A 20,284-nucleotide genomic window follows, 5' to 3' on the forward strand; every position below is an offset into this window, starting at 1 on the left:
AAATAAAAGCATTAAGAATCATGCAATTACTACTTTCCCCCTCAAATACAAACCATGATTGCTACTCGCTTGAAGGCGCTTCAAAGCAAACGGCTACAGGAACTACCTAAAGCATAGCGGCAAGCAAGAGAGCTGGGGATATTCGATTTAATGGAAGAGTATGGCGAGTATTTTGCGATTATTTTCAACCGAGCATCCGGGTAAGCTGAATGCAGATATGTCAGGAACTGCATACTGCATCCTACCGCTGATTTGGAGACTCTATGTCCGCAACACAGATAATGCCGGCGCTGTTTCTGGGCCATGGCAGCCCGATGAACGCCTTGCAAAACAACACCACCACAAAGCAGTGGCAAGAACTGGGACAAACACTTCCCAGGCCCAGAGCGATATTGTTAATTTCGGCCCATTGGCTGACACGGGGCACCGCAATTTCCACTGCAAGTCGGCCGCAAACCATACATGATTTCGGCGGTTTTCCCGCCGAACTCTTTGCCATGCAATACCCGGCCGTCGGCGCGCCGGAGTTGGCGAAGCAGATTGCTGCCAGTCTGAGCATTCCTGTCACTCGTATCGACTCGCAAGGGTTGGATCATGGCAGTTGGTCGGCCTTGGTTCACCTTTATCCCGAGGCCGATATTCCGGTATTTCAATTGAGTCTGGATCAAAACCTCAGAGCGCAGCAGCAGTTCCAGGTTGGACGCGAGTTAAGGCGCTGGCGCGAGCAAGGCGTACTGATCATAGGTTCAGGCAATGTGGTCCACAATCTGCGCGCCTTGGCACCAGGCAGCCCACCATTGCCTTGGGCATCCCGGTTTAATCAGGCGATTGCCGAGGGTTTAATAGCTGAAGAAGATCAGGCGCTGCTGGACTACAAAACTTTGGTCGATACCGGCACGGCCGAGCTGTGTCATCCAACAGATGAGCATCTGCAGCCACTGTTTTATTTGTTGGGAAGCGCCTTCCCGGGAGAGCGCAGGCTGCTGTTCAACAACAGCCTGGAGATGGGGGCTATCAGTATGTTGAGTCTGCAGCTCGGCTGAAGCTCGAGCTGCGAAGGGCTCAGTCTTGCAGCCCGGCGTCTTTGAGAGCCTGCTTCAGGGCTTCGGCGTCATCAAAGTATTGCAGTTTGGTGATGGTCAACTGGTCCAGAGAGATCAGGCTGGCGGCATCCTTGGCGGCGGGCAGTAATTTGCTGATCTCACCCTCTTTGTCCAGGGCAATACTGAAACTCAGATCCCGCATCTGTGGGATGGCAACAAATTTGGCAATCAAGGATGGCATACCGCTGATATCGGCCAGATAAAAGATACCCGCCTGCTGCAACGCCTGGTTATCGCGGCCTTCGAGTGCGGTTTTGATGATCTCACCACCTTTCATGCTGCGGCCAAACAATAGATACTTGGCTGAAGTGTCCAACACCATGGCGGCTTCATGTTGATCCTGCAGTGAAATCGGTTTCAGCGTGTCACTCACGGCATATTCGGAAGCCTGGATCATAGGGCTGGCCAGCATGGTCAGACACAGAGAGAGCAGTATTGCAAAAGACCTCATATAGTTCCCTTTTAATTTGCCACAACAAAGAGGCAGAATACCCTGTTATTGAATACAAGTGAGTGACATGACTCAGGAATATTGTTTCCATATCTTGCGGCATTTCAGGAAAGGAGCCAAGCAATGAAGAATACCGGGTTGGAGCTGGAGTTGGCACAGCTGCAAAATGTCTATGATCTTATAACCGAGTTTTTGGTGAAATACAGCTTCCAACTCTTGGGGGCACTGATCATCTTTCTGCTGGGATTGTGGCTGGCCGCCAAGGTAGCCAACACAGTCAGCCGCCAGTTGGAAAAACACAATGTCGACGTCACTCTGGCCACTTTTGTCACTCATTTGGTGCGGATACTGATCATCATAATGATTGCCATCATCGCCTTGGGCAAACTGGGGATCAGCGTCACCCCCATGGTGGCAGCCATAGGTGCCGCGTCACTGGGCGCCGGTTTGGCAATTCAGGGCATGCTGTCCAACTATGCCGCCGGGGTGACCATTATAGTCACCCGTCCCTTTATCGTGGGCAATACCATCACGGTCAAAGGCGTCACAGGCCTGGTTAAGGATATTCGCCTGGGGCTGACCATACTCACCAACGAGGAGGGCGAGCAGATCAGTATTCCCAACAAACACATTATCGGCGAGATACTGCACAACTCCTTTGCCAACAAATTGGTAGAAACCCACTTCAACATCGACTATAAAGCCGATCCCCAGCAGGCGATAGCCATAGCTCAGGCGGTGCTCGGCAGCCATCCCAGTGTCGATGCCAACTCCCCATCACAGGTGGGTATCAATGGTTTCAACAGCACAGGCATAGATATCGGCGTACGCTATTGGGTCCCAACTGCCAGCTATTTCCAGGACAAATACCAAATAAATCTGCAAATTTGGCAAGGTCTGCAACAAGCAGGGATCCAGATCCCCTGTCCGGCACGGGACATAAGGATCACTGAGCGGCAAGAAGACTGATTACAAGCCTCTTTGCCACTCGGCTCGCAGGGCGAAGCGTCCTGCGAGCGCCTCCTCAACCGTCGCCAACAACCTGGCCTTGTCCCGCCCAAGTATGCCTTTCAACACCAAGTAATTGGAAGCATGATCCGAGCGGAAAATGGTCTGCTCTAACTCCAACTCCTGCAGCAAATAACGCATCTCCTGCAACAGTTGTCTTTGGTCCGGCATTTGAAAGTTGCCATCAAACGCACTATCCATTCTTTCCTTGCCAAGTGGCAGAGTCACCACCAGGGTGCTGAGATAATCCGGCTGCGCCGCATTCATCAGTCGCGCCGAATTAAGTGCGTGCTGCTTTGATAAAGCCACGCCACCCAGACCATTGAGTATCATCACAGATGACTTTATTCCGGCGGCACGAATTTTCTCCAACGCCGCCAGCGAGGAGGCGTAACTCTCACCCTTGCCAATACGGGTCAGCACCTGATCATCACCACTCTCGCAACCGACATACAGCAAGGACAACTTGAGTTGCCGCAACCGTAGTAGCTGCTCCACACTCTTGTTGTCTAGGTTGCGCGGCAAACAATAGCTACTGATGCGACTGACATTGGGCAAGTAGTGATGAATAAGCTCACAAATCTGTTCCAGCCTGGCAAACGGCAACGTCATGGCATCACCATCGGCCAGAAACACCCGGTTCACCTCGGCGCCGGAAGCAGCTACCCGGCGCAGGTCTGCTTCCACCTTTTCCAACTTGAACGCCCTGAAACGCTTCTGCTCCTGGGTATACATGTCGCAAAAGGCGCAGCGATTCCAGCTGCAACCATTGGTCACCTGCAGTATGAGAGATTTCCACTCCGATGGCGGCCGAAACACAGGTTCAATATATGACAACATGCTGCTCCTTGTTTATGACTCAATCGATTTTGCCCCTGTTACCGGAGGCGGCAGGCTTAAGCCTTGAGGTTAATCCCGAAGCACTAATTTGCATATTTTTTGCCCAAAGTCATATTTTACCCCGTGCAAGCCTGTTATATTAGCCGAATACGTAACAACTGCAGCGCCTTATAGTCCGCGAGTGCCAACCTGGGGTAAGAGTCACTATGATCGCCACACAAGTACCTGACAGACGAAAGCCGGATGCCGACCAGGTCAGCAATAGCATTCATTGGCATGCCATGACTGCCGAGCAACAACTCGCTTTCTATCGCTTACAGGGATATGGTTATCGCTTGCTGTTTGTACGTAACCTACTCAGTGGCCCCTTGGCCATCATAGCTCAGCATGCACAGCTGGCGACCATCTCCTCGGCAGGTGAGCTGGATCTGCAGCCAGACATTCGCCTCCGAGCCTGAAAAATGCCCCTAACGGGGCATTTTTAGTTGCAGCTGTTTTCAACTCATACCAGAAATATCAGACGATGATTTCCTGATAAGTCTCTACATGATGGGACTCTACCAGCTCAGGCATCTGCTGATGGAAATAGTGCTGGATGGCGTCTTTGGCGCAGTGCTGATCGAAAGATTCGATGTCGACAAACTTCTCAACGAAAGTGATTCTGCGCGGCTCATCGCGACTCTGATTCAGTTCGTAGCGAATGCAGCCATCCTCCTTGCGGGTGTCCGGGATCAGCGCTCCCAGAGCCTCAATCAAGGCCTGCTCCTTACCCGGCTTGGCCAGAAAGCTGGCCACACAAACGATTTGACGCTGGTTTATACGATATAACGACATTCAAGTGTCCTTCTTTTGAGAGTGCAACAACATATCCAGATGGGGAATGCCATCTTCCAGATAGACCTCTGAAACCGCTTCAAACCCCAAACTCTGATAAAACGCCCGCAGATACTCCTGCGCACCAATCTTGATATCTTCAGCGGGCCACAGCTTATGGCAGCCGCCAATCGCTTCCTGCATCAGCTGTCTGGCACGGCCACCACCTCGGGCCTTGGCCGCAACGGCCACCCGGCCGATACTGACCTGGGAATAACTGACCCCGGCAGGCAGCAGCCTGGCATAGGCCAACAGCTCCCCGGAACTGCTGCGGCCAAGCAGGTGCATGGCCCCAACAGCTCTGTCTTTTTCATCCAACTCTGGGTAGGGACAATTTTGCTCTACCACAAAGATATCCACCCTGAGTTTCATCAATTCATAGAGGGTGTCCAAGGTTAACTCAGCAAAGGGTAATAATTGCCACTGCACGGATAGTACTCTGTTACTTATCGGGAACTCAGCCTACACCAGTCTGAAATTCGGCGCAAAAAAATGCCCGCAACGGGGCGGGCCAAAGGGTATGAAGAAAATGTTTCGGATTACGCCTGAGGTGCCGCCTTACGGATAGACAGCACGGCCACCACGGCAAGAACCAAAAGGCAGCCCATGATAAAAAACACATCGTTGTAGGCCTGTACATAGGCTTGTTGGGTCATTGTCTGCGCCAATAAGGCCTTGGCTTGTGCCGAAGCCGTGACCGGATCTGAGCCGGCTGCCTGCAACAGCGCCGCGTTGGCGTTAAGCGCCTCATAGGCTCCGGCACTCACGGCGGGCACGGTTTCCTTGATATGCGCCAGATGCATTCTGGAAAGGTTGTCTGTCAGAGTCGCCACCAGCGCAATCCCAAAGGCGCCGCCCAGGTTGCGCACCACATTGAGCACGGTCGACGCAGATGGCGTTTGCTCAGGCTTGAGATGCATGGTCGCCAGGATCCCAATCGGCACCATGATAAAGGGCTGTCCCAAGGCTCTAACTACCTGCGACGCTATCATTTGCGGTCCGGCATAATCCATGGTCATATGGCTGTTCATGTAATAGCTGAGCGCCAACATGGCAAAACCGAACGCCGCCAGGTAACGGCCGTCAACTTTCTGCATTAGTCTCGGCACCAGTGGCAACACCAGGAGCTGTGGAAATCCCATCCACATAATGACCTCACCGATTTCCAACGGACTGTAGTCATGTAGCTGCGACAGAAACAGCGGGATCATATAGATGGCACCAAACAGCGCCGCCCCCAATAGGAAATAGGCTAAGGTAGAAATAGCAAAGTCTCTCTGCCCAAGAAGCCTTAAATTCACCAAAGGTGCAGACTTGCGCAGCTGGATCCAGATAAACAGGCTGATATTGATTGCCGCTATGATGGCCAGATTACGGATCAGATCCGAGCCAAACCAATCCTTGCGATTACCCTCCTCCAATACAACTTCCAGGCATCCCATCCCCAGCGCCATAGTCACTATTCCTGAATAGTCGGCGTTGCGGAGTTTGTCCCAAAGAATCGGCTTCTTCTCCAAACCGTAGGCCAACATGGCCATCACCACCAAGCCAGGGGGAAGATTAATGTAAAACAGATAGTGCCAGCTGAGGTGTTCGGTCAACCAGCCGCCCAGAGTGGGGCCTATGGAAGGCGCAAAAGTTGCCGTTACCCCAAACAATGCCATACCGACGGCGCGTTTTTCAGTGGGCAAGCATTCGAGAATCAAGCGAAACGCCAGGGGAATAAGGGCGCCACCAAAGAAGCCCTGCAGTGCCCGAAAGGCGATCATCGCCTCCAAATTCCAGGCAAATGAACAGAGCAGCGAAGCCACAATAAAGGCCAGCGCGTTCCAAAGCAGATAGCGCCGCACCGACAGACCTGTGCTCAACCAGCCTGAAAGGGGAATAGCTATCATCTCGGCCACCAGATAGGCAGTCGAGATCCAGGATCCCTCTTCCAACGTGGCCCCCAGACTACCCTGGATCTCCTTCATCGACGCATTGGTGATCTGAATATCCAGAATCGCCATAAAGGCGCCAATCAGGCCGCCGAATACGGCTATCCAGGCGCGGCGTGAGCCGGGTCCATAGCTGTCATCCTGCGACGCGGCAGTGGCTGCTGTGATTGCAACTTGAGTCATCTGAGTTCAAGCTTCAGCGGCGGGCGATGGCATCAAGGGGGCCACCGGTCTCGGTATCAACACTGACGACGGCACTGAGTCCGGGCATCACTCTGGCATCTTCTTCTGCCAACTGCAGGCGGATCCTTACCGGGATCCTCTGAACTATCTTGGTGAAGTTACCCGTGGCATTTTCCGCCGGTAACAGACTGAATTTGGCGCCGGAGGCCGGTGACAGGCTATCGATAACACCAGTAAAGGTTTTGTCGGGAAACGCATCGAGCTTTACCTGCACCGGCTGACCGGGCTGCATATGCTGGATCTGGGTCTCTTTGAAGTTCGCCGTGATCCATACGGCCCCATCCGGCACCAAACTGAACAGCGACTGCCCCGGCTGGACGTATTGCCCCACCATGGCGCCGCGTTTGCCCACAACTCCAGAAAATGGAGCCCGCACCTGAGTATCAGCCAGTTGAATTTTAGCCAGTTCCAAACTGGCACCCGCTTCCTGACTCTTGGCCTCGGCCTGGGTTAATTGGGCATTAAACACTGCCAGTTCCCGCTCTTTGGCATTGAGTGCGGCTTTGGCTTCATCCAGACGAGCCGCGGCAGAATCGGCAGCGGCCGTCAGCTGATCCACATCATCCTGGGAACTGTAATTTTTCTGTCTGAGTTTTTCGGAGCGCTCCAACTGCTGACGGGCACGATGCAAATCTGACTCGGCGGCGACCACTCCTGCCTTGGCCTGAGTGATCAATGCCTGCTGCAGATCGACCTTGGCAGCCAAAGTGGTCAATTCGGCTCTGGCACTGTCCAGTGCCGCCTGCTCCTGCGACAACTTGGCCTGATACTGGCTGTCTTCAAGTTGTGCCAACAACTGCCCTGCTTCTACGTGCTGGTTGTCTGTAATATCGGTTTTAACCACATAACCCGGCACCTTTACACTCAGGTGAGAAATGTCGGTTTCAACATAAGCGTTGTCTGTGGTTTCGATAAATCTGAGTTGCTGATACCAGTACCAACCGCCGCCCAAGATGGCCACCAGCAGCACAGATCCCCCAATCAGCATCTTGGGCTTCAACATAATTAGACTCCTGAATTTTGGAGTGGTATTTTACAACTGTCTCAGCAGATTTATTAGATGCCATACACTCAACCCACTGTTTCACAGGTGTAACAATAATATGGATCTCAATCGGGTACAGATTTTTGCGCAAGTTGTTGATAAAGGAAGCTTTACTGCCGCAGCCAAGGCGATGGGCATCACCAAAGCGACCGTCAGCCGTAAGATAGCCGAGTTGGAGCACAGCACAGGGGTACAGTTGTTGTTGCGCACCACACGTAGCCTGAAACTGACTGAGGCAGGTTCAATTTACTTCAACAAAGTCAATAAAATACTCACAGATTTACGCAGCGCCGAAGATCAACTCAGCGCCAGCCAACAGACAATCCGTGGTAATTTGCGTATCGTTTGCCCGATAGAGTTTGGCCAACAGGCACTCGGTCCTGTGATCGCCAGGTTTCTGGAAGACTATCCGCAAATGCAGATAGAAGCCGAGCTGACCAACCGCAAGGTGGATATGGTCGAAGAAGGTGTCGATGTGATGTTTCATGTCCAGGGATTGGATGACCCCAGACTGGAACACTTTCGCCTGGTACATGCCCACAAGGTGTTGATGGCCAGCCCCGAATATCTAGAGAGGTTTGGCACGCCAACGACACCCGATGAACTGCTTAACCACAGAGGAATACGCCTGGCATCGCCTTACATAGATGGCAATTGGCGGATTTTTGATGGCAAGCAATGGCAGGAGATAATCCCCGACTGTCGCTTGCAGGTCAACAATATCACCCTGGCCAGAGAAGCCGCTATAGATGGCCTTGGGATCGCCAGCCTACCTATGATGATCGCCCATGATGCGCTGCAACGGGGTGACTTGTTGCCGATACTGCAGGATTTTCCCATGGAACATGTCACCATCAATCTCATCTACCCCAAGCGTGCCTATCTACCGAGAAAGTGCCGCACCTTTGTTGAATACTTTTATGAGGCGCTATTTCAGCGCTGGGGCAGTCTGGTACTGGACATCCCTCCCTATGTCATTCCCCCGGAGAATTTGGCCCAGATGACCCCGACCAATATCTGCTGTGACCAATGAGGGTTTGCTTTTCCGATCTCCTTGGGCTATGGTGAGGGCCAGTTAGATTTTTTCCCTTATTTTTAAGTGCTTGCACTTGCATTGATGTTGCGGAGTCTCATTATGTACAGTCACACTTTACCTCTCAAGAGCACTTCACTGACATTTCCAGTGTAAGCCGGGTGCGGCCACGCATCCGGCAGTAGCAAAGTTTTCTATTCATTTTCCGTTTCAGCCTGTGAGGTTGTGGTGGTGTATAAATCTTTGTCTGCACTGGCAGATCTATTTTCATTCAAAACATCGCAGCTCTATCTGCAAAACTCGTTCAATGTGTCTTTGAGGCCACTGACCCTGGCATCGGTGATCGCCAGGCTGGCACAGCCCTGTCCCGGCGGCGGTGTGGTGCACCCGGGAACCAAGGCGCGTCTGCAAAACCTGAAAACCGGCGAGTTTCTGGAGGTGGAGTTGGTTTATCCACAACAACATGATCCCGACTCCGGCCGCTACTCTGTATTGTCCGATCTGGGTGAGGCCCTGCTCGGATGTACGCTGGATGATCTGATTGAAGTGGATGTACCGGGTGGCCCTGTGCTGTTTCAGATCCTGTCCCTGAACCAGCCAAGGCCCTGCCTGCCGGCCTGATTGCATGCTTATTGACGCTTAAAAAGAGGAGACAGTGCCTTGAAGTGTTTAACTCAGCCGTGAATGGCCCGGACAGGATGATCCGGGGTTTGGCTTAATCCTCGACGGCCACCGCCTCTTTCCCGGTCGGTCGAAGGGGAAACAGCCCTCTCTCTGGCAAAGCGGCGGCGTAGAGAGAGGTCATTGAAGAGGAGATACGCTCATGAGTAAAGAAAAAGCGAAGAAAAAACCGACTAAATCCCTGAAAGAAAAACGACGGGAAAAACGCGAAAAACGCGCAGATCAGGAGTAATCCCAAACTACTCCTTAGGGAAGGTGCAAATAAGTCCCATGTGTGCTCTGCGTCGGCTTACAGGCCTGAATGCAAGGCGTGGTTCGCAGCAAATGGCCCTAGTCCTTTGCAAGAAACACAACACAGCAGGCAGGCCTGTAAGCCACGCCCTTCGGGGCTTTCACAGCAACGGGCTCTCTGCGTTATCCGACTTCGACAGGCCCCAGCATGCCTTCAGTCAGATGCCTTGAACGCCAATTGCTGTGTAAGCCAGAGTGCCACGAGGACTTGTTCGCACCTTCCTTAGTTTCGAGCCACCTTTTGGGCGCCTTAGGGCGCCCCTTTTTTCAGGGCAAGACAAGCGCACTTCCTTGGGCCAGCTGTTGCCTGTAGGCCTGTGGTGTACAACCTGCGTACTTGCGAAACAGGCTGATGAAAGGCGAAGTCTGATGGTAACCCAGCGTCAATGCCACCTCCTTCACTGAAATCGCTTGTCGCAGCAGCTGCAAACTGTGGATAAAGCGATAGCGTTGCCGCCACTCGGTATAGTTCATTCCAAGCCTTGCCTGGCACAAGCGCGCCAAAGTACGTTCTGTGGTACCTAAGGTATCGGCCCAGGCGGCAAAACTGCGCCCGCCCTCAGGCTCGGCTTCCAGCTCGGCAGCTATGGCCTGCAACATGGGATGGTCGGTTACCGGTAAAAAGGGTTGTACTTCCCTGGCCTGACTCAGCTGATCCAACAGCACCTTTAGCAGTCTTTGATCCTCAGGTGTATGTGCCAGCTCGACGCCTCTTGAGTTCAAGTCCATCAAAATAGCTTCCGCTATAGGGCTCAACTCCAGCAGGCAGATATGCTTGGGCAGCCTGGCAGCCAGTTCCTGCGGCACATTCATTGAACTGTACTGCACGCAGCGGCGCATGTAGCTCTCATGCTTTACTCCGGCCGGGATCCAGATACCGCACTGCGACAACGACATAAAGCGCCGTCCTTGAGCCACCAGCTCCATCAAACCGCCGCGGCTTAGTTGCAGTTGCCCCCAGACATGACTGTGCATGGGCGTCAGCGTATCGGGTGAAAACTGCTGATAATAGAAAAACACCTGCGAGCCGTCACCGGGATGCTGTTCAGGTGGATGATAGATATTGGCCATATGCAAATGTCCGAAGGCGGGTTGACTTTGTCTGATAACAGATATGTATATCACATAAGACGTGGAATAATCTGCCCCGTATTATCCAACCCAGGTTTGTCTGTTGAGCCTTGCTCGTAGTTCTGAGGAGCCCTGTTTTGTATCTGTTTCCCTTGTTGGCCGTAGCCATCTGGGCCGGCAATAGTCTGGTCAATAAACTTTCCGCCGGTGTCATAGCGCCGGAAGCCATCTCTTTCTACCGTTGGGCTTTTGCACTTTTGCTCTTGACCCCAGTGCTGCTCCCTGGGGTTTGGCGCCGCCGCGCCATGATCCGTCCCCATCTTGGCAAACTCGCCGTGCTGGCAAGCCTGGGAATGGTGCTGAACCAAAGCCTGGCGTATTTTGCCGCCGCGACCACCAGCGCCACTAATATGGCATTGATCACTTCTCTGGTGCCGGTTCTCAGCCTGCTACTGGCGGTGCCTTTGCTCGGAGTGAGACTTTCCAAATTGGCACTGCTTGGCGCCTTTATCTCTTTCAGCGGTTTGCTGTTTATGCTCAGCCAAGGCGACTTGGCCCGGCTGTCAACCTCTGTGGTACCCGGCGATCTCTTGTTGTTGCTGGCCGCCGTGGTCTACGCCCTCTATGGCGTGCTGTTAAAACGCTGGTCGCTGCAACTGCCGACCTGGGACCTGCTGTATATGCAGATACTGTTCGCCGTGTTCATGCTGTCACCCCTGCTGCTCTTTGCCAGCAGTATCAGCATCACCCAGGCTTCACTGCCCTTGATAGCCTATGCCGCTATCTGTGCCTCGATTCTGGCACCCTGGGCCTGGATCAAGGCGATTGCGCTGCTGGGCACAGAGAGAACCGCCATCTTTATGAACCTGATGCCAATCTTCACCGCCGTGCTGGCATCCACGTTACTGGGTGAGCAGTTGGGAGTCCCTCACTATGTCGGCGGTGCCTTGGTGCTGACCGGGGTCAGCCTGGTGCAGTATCGTGCCAGACGCCCGAGAGCCATGCTCAAGGCGGAAGCACTTTAAAGAAGGGGGGTGGCAGCGACTGATTCGCCCAGGCTTTCACTCGCTCTCTCGCACAACCTTTCGCACGAACCTGGCCACTTTGTAGTGAAATACTCTTAGGAAATTCTCGCAAAGGGCCAGGGCTATTGGCTGCGAACCGCGCCTTGCGTCCAGGCATTCAAGCCGACGCAGAGCACAGATAAAACTTGTTCGCACTCCTTAGTCAAATACCATCTCAAAAACAAAAACTTATTCTCAAATATTCTATTGAAGCCGACAGCAGTATTTCGGCAACAGGCGTAAAATATCCGGGTCGGCCCAGGCCGACCAACTGGTTGAATCACGCCGGTGTCTGACTGACCGGTATGCCAGCTGTAAGTGGGTCTTAAATTGCAGGAAGCGGGGAGATAAACCCCAGCCAGGCTTTCGCTATCAATGGAATCAAAACCATGAAAGAGCACAGAAACAGCAAAGAGCAAAAGAAGAAACCCATGCACTCTGCCAAGGAGAAGCGGGCCGCCAAAATGGCCAAGAAACAGGCCAAACTCAATCCTGTGGAGAATATCAAACAAGGCAAATGACCCCCTCCCTTCACAGCCCCTGTTTGGCAATAGATAAAACGAAAGGCGCTCTATCGAGCGCCTTTCCCTTGTGCAGTGGAGTGTCAGCCGGAGCAGCAATCCCGCCGCAGCCAACGCCTGGGGATCTTGTCGTAAATCACCTTGGCCATCAGCAGCGCCAGAATAATCCCCGACCAGTTGACCACAGCCTGTGGCAGTAACTGGTGCTCTTCCCCTATCTGCGGCATCACTTCAAAACCAAAGTTCGCCACCAGCAGGTTCACCAGCATTCCGGCCAGCAGTGCCACCCCGAGTACCCCACCAAGATAGCCGTAAAGCGCCCGTTTACCCATCTCTTTGGCGACTACGCCTAGGGTGGCTATGTTGGTAGCAGGTCCCGCCAGCATAAACACCAACACCGCCCCCGGGGAAACCCCGGCCAGCAGCAAACCTGCCGCTATCGGCGTCGAAGCTGTGGCGCAGATATACATGGGGATGGAGATGAGAACCATCACCAACATGGCCAGAATACCACCGCCCCATTGGGCCAGGAAGTCTCCCGGCACATAGGTCTGTACCAGTGCGGCAAAGAATAACCCCACCAGCAACCAGATGGCGGTGTCACGCACCAGATCCGTGGCAGCATACTTGAGACCGGCCAGCACTCTATGCAAGACAGACTTCGACTTGAGTTCAGTTGCCATGTCGTCACTGTCGCAGCAGTTCGAGGCCGATTGCGATGATGAACAACATGAAGCCGCCTCTACCTTGGGTTGCGAGCAGCAGGACTGAGTGGCTTCCTCCTTGACCGAAGAGCAACAAGACCCGCCGACGGTGCTGGCCTTAGCGGTACTGACCTTGGCCGTACTGCAACAGTCTGCCTCTTGCACCTTGGCCGGGGCACAGCAGGAACTCCGAGCTTGTGTCGGCGCGGCCTTGAGAGGACTGAAATTGGCGGCGCCTACCGGCTTGAACTGAGCCACGGTTTTGGCTTGAGCCTTCTCCGCCTCGCTCTTCTTCACAGCCTCAGAGGGCAAAGCCGGCTCATCATCGCGGCCAACCAGCAAACCCGCCACTATGGCACTGCATACCGCGGCAATAGGTCTGACAATCGCCATAAAGGGGCCGAGCAGAACATAGGACACAGTGACCGAATCGACGCCAGTTTCCGGAGTCGATACCAGAAAAGAGGTGGTGGCCGCCTTGGAGGCGCCACTGCGTCTCAGGCCAACGGCGGCCGGGATAACGCCGCAGGAACACAGCGGCAAAGGCGCGCCCAGCAGAGCCGCCTTGACCGTGGTCTTGAGGCCATGTCCCCCCAATTGTTTTTGCATCCAGCTCATGGGAACAAAAACCTTCAGCAGCCCCGCCAGCACCAGCCCCAATAGCAGCCAGGGGGCCGACTCGAGAAACAGCTCAATAAAATTATCCATCAACATGATTTTGCGCCCCTACTTACACGGCTATTGGCATGACTGTGATTGTGACCCTTGCCGGTTTCGACTCTGGGGGACAGCTCATCGTCACAGGACTCCAACGCCTCCAAAATCGAACAATGCTCGGCACTTTCAGGGCCGCCACAGCAAGTATCCGACAGTAACTGCAAAGACTGGCGGAACTGATTAAGCTCGGCAATTTTCTGCTGCACCTTATCCAACTTGTCGTCCACCATGCCTTTGACATCGCTGCAGGCACGGTTGGACTTATCCAGTTCAATGGACAAAAGCTCGGCTATCTCCCCCAGGGTAAAACCTACCGCCTTGGCCCTGAGAATAAACTTCAACCGCTCGGCATCCCTGTCGCTGTAGACCCGGTAACCGGAGTCGGTGCGCATAGAGGGTGCCAGCAGGCCATGTTTCTCGTAAAACCTCAGGGTATCGGCCTTGATATCAAAGCGCTTGGCCAGTTCACCTATCCTGTACATATGCAGTTCCTGCTAATAATTCCTATTCAAGTATAAAGCTTAGAGCTTAATCCAAGGTCAAGTGTTTTTTATCCCGCTTCGGGGTTTTGGCTTGTTCGCAGAGCAATATTGTGAAACGCGTAGAAAAAACACCGCGGCAAATCGTTTTACGTTAAAATACGGCGCGCCTTGAGGGTTCCCGGACCATTCGAGGGACTTTTGGAAAACAATGCAAATCAGCACTGCCTGGTTTTCCGAAAGATCCTTGAATATAAAAAAGTGGAATACTGTACCCAAATGAATAATGCCAGACCCATACGTCGCGCGCTCTTGAGCGTATCTGATAAGACCGGAATCCTGGAGTTCGCCAAGGCGCTGCATGCCCAGGGCGTTGAACTGCTGTCCACCGGAGGCACCGCCCGCTTGCTGGCGGATAACGCTGTACCTGTCATTGAAGTTTCAGACTACACAGGTCACCCAGAGATCATGGATGGCCGGGTCAAGACACTGCATCCCAAAGTGCATGGCGGTATTCTCGCCCGTCGTGGCCAGGACGAAGCCGTCATGGAAGCCAATGGCATAGGCCCGATTGACCTGGTGGCCGTTAACCTCTACCCCTTCGCCGAAACCGTTGCCAAGCCGGGTTGTACCCTGGAAGACGCCATAGAGAATATCGATATCGGCGGCCCGACCATGGTGCGCGCCGCGGCCAAGAACCACAAAGATGTCACCATAGTGGTTAACGCCTCTGACTATCAACGCGTACTGGCAGAAATGGCGGCCCACCAGGGTTCAACCACTCTGGCGACCCGTTTCGATCTGGCCATTGCCGCCTTTGAACATACGGCCGCCTATGATGGCATGATAGCCAACTACTTCGGCACTCAGGTTCCGGCCCACAGCAAGGACGAGTGTCATCAGGATTCCAAGTTCCCGCGCACCTTCAACACTCAGTTGCTGAAGAAACAAGATCTGCGTTACGGCGAGAACAGCCACCAGAGTGCCGCCTTCTATGTTGACCTCAACACAGACGAAGCCTCGGTCGCCACTGCCGTGCAGCTGCAGGGTAAGGCGCTGTCTTACAATAATATCGCCGACACCGACGCCGCGCTGGAATGCGTCAAGGAATTTGAGCAACCCGCCTGCGTTATCGTCAAGCACGCCAACCCCTGTGGTGTCGCCCTGGGCAGCGATCTACTGGACGCTTACAACCGCGCCTTCAAGACAGACCCCACCTCAGCCTTCGGCGGCATCATCGCCTTCAACCGTGAGCTGGACGGCGCTACCGCGGCGGCCATTGTCGAGCGTCAGTTTGTTGAAGTGATCATCGCTCCTAAAGTCAGCGAGCAAGCCCGCGAGCTGGTTGCCAAGAAAGCCAATGTCCGTCTGCTTGAATGTGGTCAGTGGCAAGGCCGTACCAAGGGCCTGGATTACAAACGGGTCAACGGTGGTCTGCTGATCCAGGACAGAGATCAAGGCATGGTGACCGAGGCCGACCTCAAGGTGGTCAGCAAGCGTCAACCTACTGCCGAAGAAATTAAAGATCTGCTGTTCTGTTGGAAGGTCGCCAAGTTCGTTAAGTCCAACGCTATTGTTTATGCCAAAGACGGCATGACCATAGGGGTGGGCGCAGGTCAGATGAGCCGGGTCTACAGCGCCAAAATCGCCGGTATCAAGGCCGCCGATGAAGGCTTGGTGGTGGAAGGTTCTGTGATGGCATCCGATGCCTTCTTCCCTTTCCGTGACGGTATCGATGCCGCTGCTGCTGCCGGTATCAGCTGCATCATTCAACCCGGTGGCTCCATCCGCGATGAAGAGGTGATTGCCGCTGCAGACGAGCATGGAATGGCCATGGTATTTACCAATATGCGCCACTTCCGTCACTGATAGTCAGCAGGCCCAAACCGGCCTGCACTGATGCAATGAACTTATCGCCGGAATAACCTCCGGCGATTCGCCGTAACAAAGCCCTGCCCGGCCTGAACCTGCCCGCAAGGCGTTAAGCGAAAAAGGATAAGAAGATGCAAGTACTCGTGATTGGTGGTGGTGGTCGTGAACATGCCCTGGCCTGGAAGGCAGCGCAATCTGCCGCCGTGGAAACCGTGTTTGTTGCTCCTGGGAATGCCGGCACGGCGCTGGAGCCCAAGCTGGAAAACCTGGCGATAGAAGCCACGGATATCCCGGCGCTGCTGGCCTTTGCCAAGCAACAACAGATAGCCCTCACCATAGTCGGCCCAGAGGCCCCTCTGGTACTGGGTGTGGTCGATGCCTTCCGCGCCGAAGGCCTGAATATCTTTGGCCCCACCGAAGCGGCAGCGCAACTGGAAGGCTCCAAGGCCTTTACCAAAGACTTTCTTGCCCGCCACCGGATCCCAACCGCCGACTACCAGAACTTCACTGAAATTGCCCCGGCCAAGGCCTATGTTACCGAGCTTGCCGGTCGCACTGGTTTCCCTGTGGTGATCAAGGCCGATGGTCTGGCCGCAGGTAAAGGGGTAATCATCGCCCAGGATCAAACCGAGGCCGATGCCGCCATCGACGATATGCTGGCAGGCAACAAGTTCGGCGAAGCCGGCTCCAGAGTGGTCGTTGAGGAGTTTCTGCGCGGCGAAGAAGCCAGCTTTATCGTGATGGTCGACGGCAACAATATTCTGCCTATGGCCACCAGCCAGGATCACAAGGCCCGTGACAACGCCGACAACGGCCCCAACACAGGCGGCATGGGTGCTTACTCCCCGGCGCCGGTCGTCACCCAAACAGTGCATGATTGGGTCATGGCCAATGTTATCCGGCCAACGGTTGACGGCATGGCCGCCGAAGGCAATGTCTACACCGGCTTCCTCTATGCCGGCTTGATGGTTGCCGCCGATGGCAGCGCCAAGGTGCTGGAATACAACTGCCGCTTTGGCGACCCCGAGACTCAACCTATCATGATGCGCCTCAAGTCGGATCTGGTGGAGCTCTGCCTGGCCGCCTGCCGTGGTGAGCTGGACAAGGTCAGCGCCGAATATGATCAGCGCGCCGCCGTCGGTGTGGTCATGGCCGCCGGGGGCTATCCTGATGATTACCGCAAGGGTGATGTTATCGAAGGGCTGTCGCTCGGCAATAATGAAGCCAAGGTGTTCCACGCCGGTACCAAGATGGTCGATGGCCATGTAGTCACCAATGGCGGCCGGGTATTGTGCGCCACCGCGTTGGGCAACACAGTGACCGAGGCCCAACAGGCCGCTTATGCCCTGGTGGATGAAGTCCATTGGGACGATGTCTATTTCAGAACCGACATAGGCTATCGCGCCATCGCCCGCGAGCAGGCATAACGGCTTTCACTCAGTTAGCCAGGCTCAACAGTCAGTAAAAAAGCCCGAAAAATTCCGGGCTTTTTTGTTTGAACCTCAGCTTAGCTCTTTAAGGGCTTAGTTCTCTGAAGGCATAGTTTTCTGATTGCTTAATCACTTTAAAGCAAGGTACTGGCCATCTTGCGGCGCAGGTAGGCTATCTGCTGCATATGGGGCAAGTCTTTAGGACAGTTGTCCTGACATCCCAGCAGGGTCATACAACCGAACACCCCATCCTGATTGCCTATCACATGATAGAAGTCCTCGGCGCTGCGGGCATCGCGGCTATCCAGCTCGAAGCGGGCGATTTTCATCATGCCGACGGCGCCGACAAAGGTGTCGCGCATCTGCTTGGTGGCGCAGGCCGAGACGCAGACACCACACTCCACACAGCGCTCCAGTTCATAGAGTCTGGCGGCTTCCTCCGGGTCCATCGGAGCTTCCAGATGGTGGATATCCTGCTGATCCGGCTTGGGATGCAGCCACAGCTTGAGCCTTTCAGCCAGTTCACGCATAAACTTGCCTGTGTTGACCGACAGATCCCCTATCAGCTCAAAGCCTGGCAGCGGCATCAGGGTGATCAGTCCATCTGGATATTTGGCGGTCAAGGTGCGGCAAGCCAAGGTAGGAAAGCCGTTGATCACCATGGCGCAGCTGCCGCAAATCCCGGCGCGACAGACAAAGTCGAACTGCAGCGATGGGTCCTGCTCCTCCCTGAGGCGATTGAGGGCGATAAATACCGTCATCCCCGGGGTTTCTTGCAGTTGATAGTCCACCATTTGTGGCTTGTCTCCCGCTTGCTGTGGGTCGTAACGGAAGATCCTGAAGGTTAAAGTGCGGCCACTCATGCGTTGTCATCTCCGGCAGGGTTAGGCTGAGAAGGAATTGAAGTCTGTGGGCAAGCCAGGCGGTCGCTCAGGCGCTCGTTGCCGGGGCGCAGACTTTCCGGCAGTTCGAACGGCATCAGCGCCCGCTGCTTGTCTTCAGCGCTGGCATCCGGCCCTAGAGACGCGAGAATGGCGGCAATCTCCTGCTCGCGTTTGGCGGTATCCGGATGGGCAATGGCATTGTCGGCACCATAGCCGCGATAGCCGGGCGGCAGTTCCATCTGCATCACATCCAGCGCCTCGTAGCTGAGCACAGGCTCCAGCGCGTCGGCGTCCGGCCAGCTGGCCAGGGTACGGCTGAGCCAGTCTTTGTCGTTACGCTGCGGGTAATCCTCGCGGGCATGGGCGCCACGGCTCTCGGTGCGCGCCAGGGCGCCGCAGGCAACTGTCAGTGCCACCTTAAGCATACGCCTGACCCGTAAGGCCTCGACCAACTCGGGATTGGCGTGGCGCTTCTTGCAGGTAACGACAATATTGCGCGAGCGGGCCAGCAAATCCTTGAGTTCGGCCACCGCCTTTTCCAGCTCTGGGCCGTTACGGAAGATGCCGACATAGTCCATCATCACTCTTTGCATCAGGCGCTTGAGCTCAAACGGGCTCTCGCCCTGCTCCCGAGCCAGCAGCTCGTCTATCTCCTGGTTGAGCTCATCACGGAAACGCTGCACCAGCGCCGTATCCAGCACCAGCTCCTCCTGCTCGCAGAAGTCGGCCACATATTTACCTATGATCATGCCGCCGACCACAGTTTCCGCCAGCGAATTCCCGCCCAGACGGTTAAAGCCATGCATGTCCCAACAGGCAGCCTCACCGACACTGAACAGTCCCTTGAGCTGCGGGCTCTCTCCTGTGTGATTGGTGCGAATACCGCCCATGGAATAGTGTTGGGTCGGCCGCACCGGGATCCACTCTTCGGCCGGATCTATGCCGAGGAAGTTCTCGCAGATCTCTTTGACTTCCCGCAGGTTGGTTTCCACATGTTTGCGCCCCAGCAGGGTGATATCCAGCCACAGGTGCGGGCCATAGGGGCTGTCGACTCCCTTGCCCTTACGCATATGCTCTGTCATCCGCCGTGATACCACATCACGCGAGGCCAGCTCTTTCTTCTCCGGCTCATAGTCGGGCATAAAGCGGTAGCCGTCTTTATCCCGCAGCAAGCCACCGTCTCCACGGCAGCCCTCTGTGGTCAGAATGCCCACTGGCACTATGGCCGTGGGGTGGAACTGCACGGCTTCCATATTGCCAAGGGTCGCGACCCCGGTTTCCAGCGCCAGCGCCTGGCCGATACCCTCACAGATCACCGCATTGGTGGACACCTCATAGATACGGCCATAGCCGCCTGTGGCTATGGTGGTGGCCCGGGCGATATAGGCCCTGAGTTCACCGGTGATCAAACAGCGGGCAATGACCCCATGGCAGCGGCTGCCGTCGTGGATGAGTTTCAGCGCCTCGACCCGCTCATGCACCGGGATATCCATGGAGATCGCCTTATTGTCCACCGCATACAGCAGCGAGTGGCCGGTACCATCGGCGGTGTAACAGGTGCGCCATTTCTTGGTACCGCCAAAGTCGCGGGCGTTGATCAGCCCGTGAGCCTCGGCGGCTTCTTCCAGAGTTACTTTTTCGGCATTGACCACTACTTGACGCGGCCCGGCAGTCACCCTGGTCCAGGGTACGCCCCAGTTGGCCAGCTCACGTACCGCCTTGGGAGCACAGTGGGCGAACATTCGCGCCACCTGCTGATCGCAGCCCCAGTCTGAGCCTTTGACCGTGTCCTGAAAATGCACATCTTCGCTGTCGCCCATGCCCTTGACGGTATTGCCGAGACTGGCCTGCATGCCGCCCTGGGCCGCGGCCGAGTGGGAACGCTTGGCAGGGATCAGCGACAGTACCAGAGTATCCAGGCCACGCTCTTTGGAAGCGATGGCTACCCGCAGACCCGCCAATCCGGCGCCGACAACCAACGAATCCGTATAGATGAGTTTCACGCACACTCCTTATGGGACGGCCCAATGCCGTTTA

Annotated in this window: 20 protein-coding genes; 9 read left to right on the forward strand and 11 right to left on the reverse strand. The window is 54.9% G+C overall.

Annotation, left to right across the window (positions count from 1 at the left end; translation table 11 throughout):
• The first annotated feature begins 263 nt into the window (after positions 1–263).
• Positions 264–1,043, forward strand: coding sequence for a 4,5-DOPA-extradiol-dioxygenase (gene ygiD / locus ACWAU4_RS19695; RefSeq protein ID WP_208125170.1), 780 nt, complete (start codon positions 264–266; stop codon positions 1,041–1,043).
• A gap of 19 nt (positions 1,044–1,062) precedes the next feature.
• Here ygiD and ACWAU4_RS19700 read toward each other — a convergent pair whose 3' ends face one another.
• The gene (locus ACWAU4_RS19700; protein ID WP_208125171.1) at positions 1,063–1,554 is read right to left on the reverse strand and encodes a hypothetical protein; all 492 of its coding nucleotides are present in this window, start codon (positions 1,552–1,554) and stop codon (positions 1,063–1,065) included.
• Positions 1,555–1,677: 123 nt separating this feature from the next.
• Between ACWAU4_RS19700 and ACWAU4_RS19705 the strand changes: the two genes are divergently transcribed.
• Positions 1,678–2,523 (forward strand): mechanosensitive ion channel family protein, encoded by an 846-nt coding sequence (locus ACWAU4_RS19705; protein WP_025011552.1) that lies wholly within the window; start codon positions 1,678–1,680, stop codon positions 2,521–2,523.
• Here ACWAU4_RS19705 and ACWAU4_RS19710 read toward each other — a convergent pair whose 3' ends face one another.
• Entirely contained in the window at positions 2,524–3,402 is an 879-nt protein-coding gene (locus ACWAU4_RS19710; protein WP_028781372.1) for a radical SAM protein, read from the reverse strand. It lies immediately after the preceding gene.
• A gap of 206 nt (positions 3,403–3,608) precedes the next feature.
• Between ACWAU4_RS19710 and ACWAU4_RS19715 the strand changes: the two genes are divergently transcribed.
• A complete protein-coding gene (locus ACWAU4_RS19715; RefSeq protein ID WP_025011550.1) occupies positions 3,609–3,860 on the forward strand; it encodes a hypothetical protein in 252 nt (83 codons plus the stop codon).
• Between the two features lie 58 nt (positions 3,861–3,918).
• Here the strand turns inward: ACWAU4_RS19715 and ACWAU4_RS19720 are convergent, their stop codons facing one another.
• The 4 genes from ACWAU4_RS19720 to ACWAU4_RS19735 form a co-directional block, all read right to left on the reverse strand.
• Entirely contained in the window at positions 3,919–4,236 is a 318-nt protein-coding gene (locus tag ACWAU4_RS19720) for a putative quinol monooxygenase (RefSeq protein ID WP_025011549.1), read from the reverse strand.
• Positions 4,237–4,704, reverse strand: a complete 468-nt coding sequence (locus tag ACWAU4_RS19725) for a GNAT family N-acetyltransferase (RefSeq protein WP_109247132.1) — start codon at positions 4,702–4,704, stop codon at positions 4,237–4,239.
• 110 nt (positions 4,705–4,814) lie between these two features.
• Positions 4,815–6,395, reverse strand: coding sequence for a DHA2 family efflux MFS transporter permease subunit (locus ACWAU4_RS19730; protein WP_208125172.1), 1,581 nt, complete (start codon positions 6,393–6,395; stop codon positions 4,815–4,817).
• A gap of 13 nt (positions 6,396–6,408) precedes the next feature.
• A complete protein-coding gene (locus ACWAU4_RS19735) occupies positions 6,409–7,458 on the reverse strand; it encodes an HlyD family secretion protein (protein WP_025011546.1) in 1,050 nt (349 codons plus the stop codon).
• Between the two features lie 100 nt (positions 7,459–7,558).
• Between ACWAU4_RS19735 and ACWAU4_RS19740 the strand changes: the two genes are divergently transcribed.
• Both ACWAU4_RS19740 and ACWAU4_RS19745 read left to right on the forward strand, forming a co-directional pair.
• A complete protein-coding gene (locus ACWAU4_RS19740) occupies positions 7,559–8,533 on the forward strand; it encodes a LysR family transcriptional regulator (RefSeq protein WP_028781375.1) in 975 nt (324 codons plus the stop codon).
• A 243-nt stretch (positions 8,534–8,776) separates the two neighbouring features.
• Positions 8,777–9,154 carry a GreA/GreB family elongation factor gene (locus tag ACWAU4_RS19745; RefSeq protein WP_028781376.1) on the forward strand — a complete coding sequence of 126 codons (378 nt, stop codon included), beginning with the start codon at positions 8,777–8,779 and terminating at the stop codon, positions 9,152–9,154.
• Positions 9,155–9,772: 618 nt separating this feature from the next.
• Here the strand turns inward: ACWAU4_RS19745 and ACWAU4_RS19750 are convergent.
• Entirely contained in the window at positions 9,773–10,576 is an 804-nt protein-coding gene (locus ACWAU4_RS19750) for an AraC family transcriptional regulator (RefSeq protein WP_107005220.1), read from the reverse strand.
• Positions 10,577–10,713: 137 nt separating this feature from the next.
• Between ACWAU4_RS19750 and ACWAU4_RS19755 the strand changes: the two genes are divergently transcribed.
• Together ACWAU4_RS19755 and ACWAU4_RS19760 are read left to right on the forward strand one after the other, a co-directional pair.
• Entirely contained in the window at positions 10,714–11,601 is an 888-nt protein-coding gene (locus tag ACWAU4_RS19755; protein ID WP_243756802.1) for a DMT family transporter, read from the forward strand.
• 428 nt (positions 11,602–12,029) lie between these two features.
• The gene (locus ACWAU4_RS19760; RefSeq protein ID WP_096141150.1) at positions 12,030–12,161 is read left to right on the forward strand and encodes a hypothetical protein; all 132 of its coding nucleotides are present in this window, start codon (positions 12,030–12,032) and stop codon (positions 12,159–12,161) included.
• An 83-nt stretch (positions 12,162–12,244) separates the two neighbouring features.
• On the opposite strand, the gene ACWAU4_RS19765 is transcribed toward ACWAU4_RS19760, so the two are convergent.
• Both ACWAU4_RS19765 and zntR read right to left on the reverse strand, forming a co-directional pair.
• Positions 12,245–13,579 carry an SO_0444 family Cu/Zn efflux transporter gene (locus tag ACWAU4_RS19765; protein WP_208125173.1) on the reverse strand — a complete coding sequence of 445 codons (1,335 nt, stop codon included), beginning with the start codon at positions 13,577–13,579 and terminating at the stop codon, positions 12,245–12,247.
• The gene (gene zntR / locus ACWAU4_RS19770; RefSeq protein WP_028781380.1) at positions 13,573–14,064 is read right to left on the reverse strand and encodes a Zn(2+)-responsive transcriptional regulator; all 492 of its coding nucleotides are present in this window, start codon (positions 14,062–14,064) and stop codon (positions 13,573–13,575) included. Before zntR ends, ACWAU4_RS19765 begins: the two co-directional genes overlap by 7 nt.
• 276 nt (positions 14,065–14,340) lie before the next feature.
• Between zntR and purH the strand changes: the two genes are divergently transcribed.
• Both purH and purD read left to right on the forward strand, forming a co-directional pair.
• Positions 14,341–15,930, forward strand: coding sequence for a bifunctional phosphoribosylaminoimidazolecarboxamide formyltransferase/IMP cyclohydrolase (gene purH / locus ACWAU4_RS19775; protein WP_028781381.1), 1,590 nt, complete (start codon positions 14,341–14,343; stop codon positions 15,928–15,930).
• A 134-nt stretch (positions 15,931–16,064) separates the two neighbouring features.
• A complete protein-coding gene (purD, locus tag ACWAU4_RS19780; protein WP_045282581.1) occupies positions 16,065–17,360 on the forward strand; it encodes a phosphoribosylamine--glycine ligase in 1,296 nt (431 codons plus the stop codon).
• A 137-nt stretch (positions 17,361–17,497) separates the two neighbouring features.
• On the opposite strand, the gene ACWAU4_RS19785 is transcribed toward purD, so the two are convergent.
• Positions 17,498–18,226, reverse strand: a complete 729-nt coding sequence (locus ACWAU4_RS19785; RefSeq protein ID WP_028781383.1) for a fumarate reductase iron-sulfur subunit — start codon at positions 18,224–18,226, stop codon at positions 17,498–17,500.
• Positions 18,223–20,250: a fumarate reductase flavoprotein subunit gene (locus ACWAU4_RS19790; RefSeq protein ID WP_208125174.1), complete on the reverse strand. Its 2,028-nt coding sequence runs from the start codon at positions 20,248–20,250 to the stop codon at positions 18,223–18,225. The genes ACWAU4_RS19785 and ACWAU4_RS19790 overlap by 4 nt, the downstream gene beginning before the upstream one ends.
• Between the last annotated feature and the right edge of the window lie 34 nt (positions 20,251–20,284).

The organism is Shewanella sp. FeAMO, from assembly GCF_053653955.1.